Annotated in this window: 7 protein-coding genes; 5 read left to right on the forward strand and 2 right to left on the reverse strand. The window is 75.9% G+C overall.

Annotated features, from left to right (window positions below; all coding sequences use genetic code 11):
- Window positions 1-694: response regulator (locus FA014_RS15690; RefSeq protein ID WP_328288215.1), on the forward strand; the 694-nt coding region annotated here is incomplete at its 5' end.
- Between the two features lie 68 nt (window positions 695-762).
- Window positions 763-2,115, forward strand: coding sequence for an alpha-amylase family protein (locus FA014_RS15695; protein ID WP_154730588.1), 1,353 nt, complete (start codon window positions 763-765; stop codon window positions 2,113-2,115).
- 6 nt (window positions 2,116-2,121) lie between these two features.
- Here the strand turns inward: FA014_RS15695 and topA are convergent, their stop codons facing one another.
- Both topA and FA014_RS15705 read right to left on the reverse strand, forming a co-directional pair.
- Window positions 2,122-4,911, reverse strand: coding sequence for a type I DNA topoisomerase (topA, locus tag FA014_RS15700; protein ID WP_154730589.1), 2,790 nt, complete (start codon window positions 4,909-4,911; stop codon window positions 2,122-2,124).
- Window positions 4,912-4,995: 84 nt separating this feature from the next.
- Window positions 4,996-6,015: a phosphatase PAP2 family protein gene (locus tag FA014_RS15705; RefSeq protein ID WP_154730590.1), complete on the reverse strand. Its 1,020-nt coding sequence runs from the start codon at window positions 6,013-6,015 to the stop codon at window positions 4,996-4,998.
- Between the two features lie 248 nt (window positions 6,016-6,263).
- Between FA014_RS15705 and FA014_RS15710 the strand changes: the two genes are divergently transcribed.
- From FA014_RS15710 to FA014_RS15720, 3 genes are all read left to right on the forward strand, one after another.
- Window positions 6,264-6,641 carry a VOC family protein gene (locus tag FA014_RS15710; protein WP_154730591.1) on the forward strand — a complete coding sequence of 126 codons (378 nt, stop codon included), beginning with the start codon at window positions 6,264-6,266 and terminating at the stop codon, window positions 6,639-6,641.
- An 88-nt stretch (window positions 6,642-6,729) separates the two neighbouring features.
- Window positions 6,730-7,464, forward strand: a complete 735-nt coding sequence (locus FA014_RS15715; protein ID WP_154730592.1) for a response regulator transcription factor — start codon at window positions 6,730-6,732, stop codon at window positions 7,462-7,464.
- Window positions 7,461-9,060: sensor histidine kinase (locus tag FA014_RS15720; RefSeq protein WP_328288216.1), on the forward strand; the 1,600-nt coding region annotated here is incomplete at its 3' end. The genes FA014_RS15715 and FA014_RS15720, both read left to right, overlap by 4 nt.

The following is a 9,060-nucleotide window of genomic DNA, read 5'->3' on the forward strand; positions in this document are numbered from 1 at the left end:
GGCCGGCGCACCGGCGCCCGGCGGCCTGCGGGTGCTCGTCGCGCACGCGCGGCCCGCGACCGCCCAGGAGCACCGGCGGCTGGTGGACCGCGTGCCCGGGTTCCGGACGGTGGGGCTGGCCGTGGACGGCGACGCGGCGCTCGCCCGGGCCGTGCGCGGCGGGGTCGACCTGGTGCTCCTCGACCTCGCGCTGCCCGGCCGTCCGGGCCTCGACGTGTGCCGCGCCCTGCACCACCTGCACGGCGCCCCGGACGTGCTGGTGGCCACCGCCGTGCGGGACCGTGCGGCGGTCCGCGCGGCCGTGCGGCTCGGCGCGGTGCACTACCTGGTGACCCCGTTGCGGTTCGCCGCGCTGCGGGAGCGGCTCGACGCGTACGCCGCCTACCGCACGAGCGCCGCCGGGCACCGCGCGCTCTCCGACCAGGGCGAGGTCGACGCGCTGGTCGCGACCCTCCGCCCGCCCTGCCGCGACCCGCTCCCGAAGGGCGTGGCCCGCGAGTCCCTCGACCTGGTGCGCGCGGCGGTGGGCGCTGCACGCGACGGCGTCACCGCCGACGAGGCGGCGGCCGCCACCGGGCTGTCCCGGGTCACCGCCCGCCGGTACCTGGAGCACCTGGTGGACCGGGGCGCGTGCCGGCGCGCGCCCCGCTACGGCGGCGCCGGCCGGCCACCGCTGCGGTACGTCGGCACCTGACCCCCGGCGTGACAGGTCGCTCGTGACCTGCGAGGGTCGCAGGGAACCGCTGACGAGGGAGGACGCCGATGGCCCCGCCGTGGGTGCAGCACGCGATGTGGTGGCACGTGTACCCGCTGGGCTTCACCGGCGCCGAGCGCGCGGCCCTCGGGCCCGGCGCCCCGGTCGCGCACCGGCTCGGGCACGTCGAGCGCTGGCTGGACTACCTGGTCGACCTCGGTCTCAACGGGCTGGCGCTGGGCCCGGTGTTCGCGTCGAGCACGCACGGCTACGACACCGTCGACCACGACCGGGTCGATCCGCGGCTCGGCGACCGCGCGGACCTGGACCGGCTGCTGGCGGCGGCGCACGACCGGGGTGTGCGGGTGCTGCTGGACGGGGTGTTCAACCACGTCGGCGACCAGCACCCGCTGTTCCGCGCGGCGCTGGACGGCGGACCCGGCTCCCCGGAGGCGGGTCTGTTCCGCATCCGCTGGACCGACGACGGGCCCGACTGGGACTGCTTCGAGGGCCACCGCTCGCTGGTGACCCTGAACCACGACTCGCCGCGCGTCGTCGACCTCGTCGCCGACGTGATGACGCGCTGGCTGGACGCGGGCGCCGACGGCTGGCGGCTCGACGCGGCCTACGCGGTGCCGACCGCGTTCTGGGCGCAGGTGACCGGACGGGTCCGCGCCGCGCACCCCGACGCCTACCTCGTGGGCGAGGTGATCCACGGCGACTACCCGGCGTTCGTCGCGGAGTCGGGGGTCGACGCGGTCACCCAGTACGAGCTCTGGAAGGCCGTCTGGTCCTCGATCGCCGAGCGGAACTTCCACGAGCTGGTGTGGACGCTCGGCCGGCACGACGCCTTCCTCGACCACTTCGTCCCGTACACCTTCGTCGGGAACCACGACGTCACCCGGATCACCAGCCGGGTCGGCGACGCCACGCTCGCGGGTCACGCGCTCGTGGTCCTGGCGACGGTCGGTGGCACCCCCGCGATCTACTACGGCGACGAGCAGGCGTACCGCGGCGTGAAGGAGGACCGGGCGGGCGGCGACGACGAGGTGCGCCCGCCGTACCCGCCGGCGCCGGGCGACCTCGCCGGTCCCGACGTCGCGCCGGACGGGTGGGCCACGCACGACCGGCACGCCGCGCTGCTCGGGCTGCGCCGGCGGCACCCGTGGCTGCACACCGCCCGGACCCGGGTGGTCGAGGTGACGAACACCCGGTTGGCGTACGAGGCCCGCGCGTCCGACGGGTCGGGCGCCGCCCTGCTGGTGGCGCTCAACCTGGACGGGACGCCGTGGCGGCTGTCGGCACCGGCGGGCGCGACCGTGGCGGTCCACGCCGACCCGGCCGTCGTGCCCGGCACACGACCGGGCCCCGGCGCGTCCGTGGACGTCCCGGGGCCCGGCTGGGTGGTGCTGGAGGTCTGAGGACCGCTACTTCTTGGCCGCGGCCTTCTTCCGGGGTGCGGCGGCCTTGCGGGCGGCGGGCTTCTTCTTCGGAGCCGAGGCGCGCTTCTCCGCCAGCAGCTCGACCGCCTGCTCCGGGGTGATCGACTCCGGCGTGACGTCCCGCGGCAGCGTCCGGTTGGTCTCGCCGTCGGTCACGTACGCGCCGAACCGGCCGTCCTTGACGACGATCGGCTTGCCCGAGGTCGGGTCGTCGCCCAGCTCGCGCAGCGGCGGCGTCGCGGTCGCCCCGCGGCCGCGCTTCGGCTGCGCGTAGATGGCCAGCGCCTCCTCCAGCGTCGTGGTGAAGATCGCCTCCTCCGACGGCAGCGTGCGGGAGTCCGTGCCCTTCTTCAGGTACGGGCCGTAGCGGCCGTTCTGCGCGGTGATCTCGGCGCCCGTCTCCGGGTCCGTGCCCACCACGCGCGGCAGGCTGAGCAGCTGCAGCGCCTCGTCCAGCGTGATCGTCTGCAGCGACTGCGACTTGAGCAGCGAGCCGGTGCGCGGCTTCGGCAGCGCGGCCAGCGCCTTCTTCTTCGCCGCCGCCGACAGGCCCGGGTCGAGCTCGGGCTCGGGGAGCAGCTCGGTGACGTAGGGGCCGTAGCGGCCGTTCTTCGCGACGATCGTGTGCCCCGACGCCGGGTCGGTGCCGAGCACGAGGTCGCCCTCGGGCTGGGTCTCCAGCAGCTCCCGGGCCTTCTCGGCCGTGAGCTCGTCCGGCGCGAGGTCGTCCGGCACCGACGCGCGGCGCGGGTTGCCGTCCGGGCCCGGCTCGCCGCCGGACTCCTCGATGTACGGCCCGTACCGGCCGACGCGCAGCGTGATGCCGTCGCCGATCTCGATCGAGTTCACCTCGCGGGCGTCGATCTCGCCGAGGTTGGCGACGAGCTCGCGCAGGCCGTCCCCGTCCGGGCCGTCGACGGCCTCGGAGCCGAAGTAGAACCGGGTCAGCCAGTCCACGCGGTCCTTCTGGCCCGCGGCGATGGCGTCGAGGTCCTCCTCCATCGAGGCGGTGAAGTCGTAGTCGACCAGCCGGTCGAAGTTCTCCTCCAGCAGCCGGGTCACGGCGAACGCCAGCCAGCTGGGCACGAGCGCCTGGCCGCGGCTGGTCACGTATCCGCGGTCCTGGATCACCGAGATCGTCGCGGCGTACGTCGACGGGCGGCCGATGCCGCGCTCCTCGAGCGCCTTGACCAGGCTCGCCTCGGTGTACCGCGGCGGCGGGGAGGTGCGGTGGCCGTCGGCGGTGAGGTCGGACTCCGTGACCGGGTCGCCCTCGGCCATCTGCGGCAGCCGGGTCTCCTTGGCGCCCTCGGCGGCCTTGCCCTCGGCGTCGGCGGCGTACCGGTCGACGTCCCGGCCCTCCTCGTAGGCGGCGAGGAAGCCGCGGAACGTGATGACGGTGCCGGACGCGGCGAACAGCGCGTCGGTCGCCGTGCCGGCAGCCGGGCCGTCGGCCGCGGTGCTGCCCGCGGGCAGCGCCGGCGCGGGGACGGTGGCGGCGATCCGGACCGAGGCGGTCGAGCCGCGCGCGTCGGCCATCTGCGAGGCGACCGTGCGCTTCCAGATCAGCTCGTACAGCCGGAACTGGTCGCCGGACAGCTCGCGCGCGACCTGCGCCGGGGTGCGGAAGTCGTCACCGGCGGGGCGGATGGCCTCGTGCGCCTCCTGGGCGCCCTTGCTCTTGGACGCGTAGACGCGCGGGGCGTCCGGCACGTGGTCGGAGCCGTACAGCTCGGCCGCCTGGCGGCGCGCGGCGTCGACCGCCTGCGCGCTCAGCGTGGGCGAGTCGGTCCGCATGTAGGTGATGTAGCCGTTCTCGTACAGGCTCTGCGCGGTGCGCATCGTCTGCCGGGAGGACATCCGCAGCTTGCGGCTCGCCTCCTGCTGCAGCGTCGAGGTCGTGAACGGCGCGGCCGGGCGGCGGGTGTACGGCTTGGTCTCCAGCGACCGCACGGCGTACCCGGCGCCGTCCAGCGCGGACACCCAGGCCTGCGCGGCGCCCTCGTCCAGGTGCACCGGGCGGCTCGCACCGGAGCCCTTCAGCACGCCGTCGTCGCCGAAGTCGCGGCCCGCGGCCACCCGGCGGTCGCCGAGCTGCACCAGCCGGGCGCCGAACGACGGCTCGCCCGCGTCCGCGACCGCGAACGTCGCGGTCAGGTCCCAGTAGTCGGCGGCGCGGAACGCCATGCGCTCGCGCTCGCGCTCCACCACCAGGCGGGTCGCGACGGACTGCACGCGGCCGGCGGACAGCCCCTGGCGGACCTTGCGCCACAGGACCGGGCTGACCTCGTACCCGTACAGCCGGTCGAGGATGCGCCGCGTCTCCTGGGCGTCGACCAGGCGGTCGTCGAGCTCGCGGGTGTTCTCGAGCGCACGGGTGATCGCCTCGCGGGTGATCTCGTGGAACACCATCCGCTTGACCGGCACCTTGGGCTTGAGCTCCTGCAGCAGGTGCCACGCGATGGCCTCGCCCTCGCGGTCCTCGTCGGTGGCGAGGTAGAGCTCGTCGGCGTCCTTGAGCAGCCGCTTGAGCTCCGTGACCTTCTTCTTCTTGTCCGAGTCGACCACGTAGTAGGGCGCGAACCCGTTGTCCACGTCGACGGCGAACTTGCCGAACGGCCCCTTCTTCATCTCCGCGGGGAGCTCGCTGGGCTGCGGCAGGTCACGGATGTGACCGACGCTGGCCTCGACGTCGAAGCCGTCGCCGAGGTACCCGGCGATCGTGCGCGCCTTGGCCGGCGACTCCACGATGACCAGCTTGCGACCTGCGGACATGCGCTCCTGCTTCCTCGAACTGCGGACCCGGCGTGCCGGGCGTGCTGGGCGGCGACAGCATGACACCGCCGGTGCGGGGGAACTCTACGACGTCGGTCCCACCCGGTCCGCCCCCGAGGTGGCGGACCGGCGCAGCACCAGCAGCGCGCCGGACGACGCGGCGGCGACCGCGACGATGCCCAGCGCCCCGCCACCGTACGACGTCAGGAGCGCAGCCGTGCTGCCGACCGGGTCGTCGGACAGCCAGGTGCGGCGCAGCGCGACGACCGCCGCGGTCCCGGCCAGCACCGTCACCGCCGCGAGCAGCCAGACGGCCACGGCGGTCCCCGCGTCCCGCCCGGCGCCGGGGCGACGGCCCACCGCGCGCACCGCCGCCGTCGGCGGGCGCCGGTCGTCCGCGGTGTCCACGCCGAGCGCCAGCACCGCGCAGGCCAGCGCCCCCCACGCCAGCACCACGAGCAGGCCCGCGACCACGTCCGACGGGCGGTGCCACTGGCCGACCAGGGTGCTGACGCCCGTGGCGCCCGCGTAGGCGCCGCCCAGCACCGCCGCCCAGGGCCGGACGCGCGGCGGCACCACGAGCAGCACGGCCGCCGCGACCGAGGCCGCCGCCGTCGTGTGCCCGCTGGGCAGCGTGTTGAAGTCGGGCCCGTAGCCCAGGTCCGGCCGGTCGAGCACCCAGTGCTTGAGCACCCGGGTCGTGACGTTCGCCCCGGCCAGCACGCCCGCCGCGACCAGCGCCAGGCCCCAGCGCCGCCGGGCGAACGCGATCACCGCGCACGCGACGACGGCCGCCGCGATGAACCCGACGGACACCACGTCCAGCACGGGCTCGGCGACCTCCCACAGCCGGTTCTGGCCGATGTGCGCGCCGTCGAGCGACGCCTGGTCGACCGCCTGCCCCTGCGCGGTGCCGACGAACACCCGCCACGTGACGCCGACGCCGACCACCGCGACCAGCGCGACGACCAGCGCCACGACGACCCGGCGCACCGTCGACGCGGGGGTGCGCCAGCGGGCCGGCGGGGCGACGCGCCCGCGGCTGCCGTCGGCGCCCTCGGGGGCGCGCCACGGGGTCACCGGGGCAGAGGTCGGGCGGGGCATGGGCACCACGGTAGGCGAGCAGGTCGCCGCCCCCGTGCCCGCACGGGCCGCGCACACGAATCCTCCACCAGGCCGTCGGCCGGTGTGCGCGGGCCGCCGGTCGGCGCCGCGGCGTGCGGCGGAACCGCCCGGGCCGCGTCGGTCGGCTCTCTGCGGGCCGCAGGACCTTCCCCCGGGCGGCGACCCGGGTGCACCCTGGGGGCACGCGGGGGGCACCGGGCCCGCACCCGACGACGAGGGAGCCCGTCATGCTCGACCTGAGCGAGTCCTTCAGCGGCTACTCGGTGGCGGACGTACCCGCCGCCCGGGCGTTCTACGCCGACGTCCTCGGCCTGGACGCCGAGGAGCGGGACGGGATGCTGCTCCTGCACCTCGCGGGCCGCGACGTCCTGCTCTACCCGAAGGGGGACGCGCACGTCCCCGCCTCGTTCACGGTGCTGAACTTCCCGGTCGAGGACGTGCCCGCCGCGGTGGCGGAGCTGCGCGGCCGGGGCGTGGTGTTCGAGCGGTACGAGGGCACGCCCACCCAGACCGACGAGGACGGCGTGTTCCGCGGCGGCGGCCCGCTCATCGCCTGGTTCACCGACCCGTCCGGCAACGTGCTGTCGGTGATCGAGCGGGACTGAGCCGCGGGCGGCCACCGCCCGCTCGGCGCACAGGAAACCCACAGGACCACGTCAGGAGCGCCTCAGGTCGCGCGCCCATGCTCGGGACATGACGACCTCCACGCTCCACCGCGACGCCCTCACCCGACCGGACGGCCAGCCGGTGCGTGCTCTCGTCGTCGACGACGAGGCCACCCTGGCCGAGCTGCTCTCGACCGCGCTCCGGTACGAGGGCTGGCAGGTCGAGCACGCCCTCACCGGCCAGGCCGCCATCAGGCAGGCGCGGTCCCTGGACCCCGACGTGATCCTGCTCGACGTCATGCTCCCCGACCTGTCCGGCCTGGAGGTGCTGCGCCGCATCCGCGCCACCCACCCGCACGTGCCCGTGCTGTTCCTCACCGCCAAGGACGCCGTCGAGGACCGGATCGCCGGCCTGACCGCCGGCGGCGACGACTACGTCACCAAGCCGTTCAGCCTGGAGGAGGTCGTCGCCCGGCTCCGGGCCCTGCTGCGCCGCTCCGGCGCCGTCTCGGAGCGCGAGGAGGCCGTGCTCGTCGTCGGCGACCTGCGGATGGACGAGGACTCCCACGAGGTGAGCCGCGGCGGCGAGGACATCCGCCTGACCGCGACCGAGTTCGAGCTGCTGCGCTACTTCATGCGCAACCCGAGGCGCGTGCTGTCGAAGGCGCAGATCCTCGACCGCGTCTGGCAGTACGACTTCGGCGGCCAGGCCAACATCGTCGAGCTCTACGTGTCCTACCTGCGCCGCAAGATCGACAAGGGACGCGAGCCGATGCTGCACACCCTGCGCGGCGTCGGGTACGTGCTCAAGCCCGCCCCGTGAGAGCCCCCCGCCCGCCACGGGCCCGGTGGACGCTGCGCCGGAGGCTGGTGGTGGTCGTGGTGGCGCTGCTGGCGACCGTCGCCGCGGTGATGGGGCTCGTGTCGTCGCTCGCCCTGCGCAGCTCGCTGCAGACGCAGATCGACGACCGGCTGCGGGAGGCGAGCCAGCGGGCCGCGGCGGCGCCCGAGCGGCTGGACCGCGGCGCCGACCCGGGTCCGGCGGGGTCGGGGAGCGGGTCGCAGGACGGCGCGGGCGACGGGCAGCAGCCCGGCGGGAGCATCCCGCCGGCGTTCGGCCTGCCCGGCCAGGACGCGGGCACCGTGAGCCTGTTCGACCCCGCCGACGGCGCCGCCGTGGCGGGCTACCTGGACGAGTCCGGCGACGTGCAGGGCCTGACCGACGACCAGCTCCACGCGCTGCTCGCCGTGCCGCCCGCCGCGGGTCCGAGGACCGTCGACCTCCCCGGCCTCGGCACGTACCGCGTGGTCGCGGTGGAGTCGGACGACGGCAGCACCTCGGTGACCGCGGTCCCGCTGGCCGGCGTGACCGCGACCGTCGACCAGTACGTCGTGGTCGAGGTCGTCGTCGCCGTGCTGGGGATGCTCGTCGCCGCGGGGCTCGCCACCGTGCTGGTGCGCCGCGAGCTGCGGCCGCTGGAGCGGGTGGCCGCGACGGCCACCCGGGTGTCCGAGATGCCGCTCGCCAGCGGTGAGGTCGACATCCGCGAGCGCGTCCCGGACGAGGACACCGACCCCGCCACCGAGGTCGGGCAGGTCGGCTCCGCGGTCAACCGGATGCTCGGCCACGTCGAGTCGGCGCTCACCGCCCGGCACGAGTCGGAGACGCAGGTGCGGCGGTTCGTCGCGGACGCCTCCCACGAGCTCCGCACGCCCCTGGCCTCGATCCGCGGCTACGCCGAGCTGGTGCAGCGGCGGCCCGGCGACCTGCCCGACGACGTCGTCCGCGCGATGGGCCGCGTGGAGTCGGAGGCGCGCCGCATGACGTCGCTGGTCGAGGACATGCTCCTGCTGGCCCGGCTCGACGCCGGGCGCGACCTCGACCTCGAGGAGGTCGACCTGGCCGCGATCGCCGTGGACGCCGTCGCCGACGCCCACGTGGCCGGGCGGGACCACACGTGGCGGCTCGACCTCCGCGCGGGTCCCGGCGACGCGGCGGACGACGGGGGGCCGCCCGGCACGCTGGTGGTCGGCGACGAGCACCGGCTCCGGCAGGTCCTGGTCAACCTGCTGTCGAACGCCCGGGTGCACACGCCGGCCGGCACCACGGTGGTGGTCGCCGTCGCCCGGGAGGGTGACCGGGTGCTCCTGCGGGTCCGCGACGACGGCCCCGGCATCGCCGAGCCGCTGCGCTCCCGGCTGTTCGAGCGCTTCGCCCGCGGGGACGCGTCCCGCAACCGGGCGGCGGGGTCGACGGGTCTCGGCCTGGCGATCGTGCACGCGGTGGTCACGGCGCACGCCGGGACGATCGAGGTCGACGGGACGCCGGGGTCGACGGTGTTCACGGTGCGGCTGCCGGCGGCCGACGCCCCCGACGCGCCGGCGGCGGCGCCGTCGGCCGCGGCCGCGGGGGCGCCGG

It is taken from the genome of Cellulomonas hominis (genome assembly GCF_005239125.1).
In the GTDB taxonomy this organism is placed as follows: domain Bacteria; phylum Actinomycetota; class Actinomycetes; order Actinomycetales; family Cellulomonadaceae; genus Cellulomonas; species Cellulomonas hominis_A.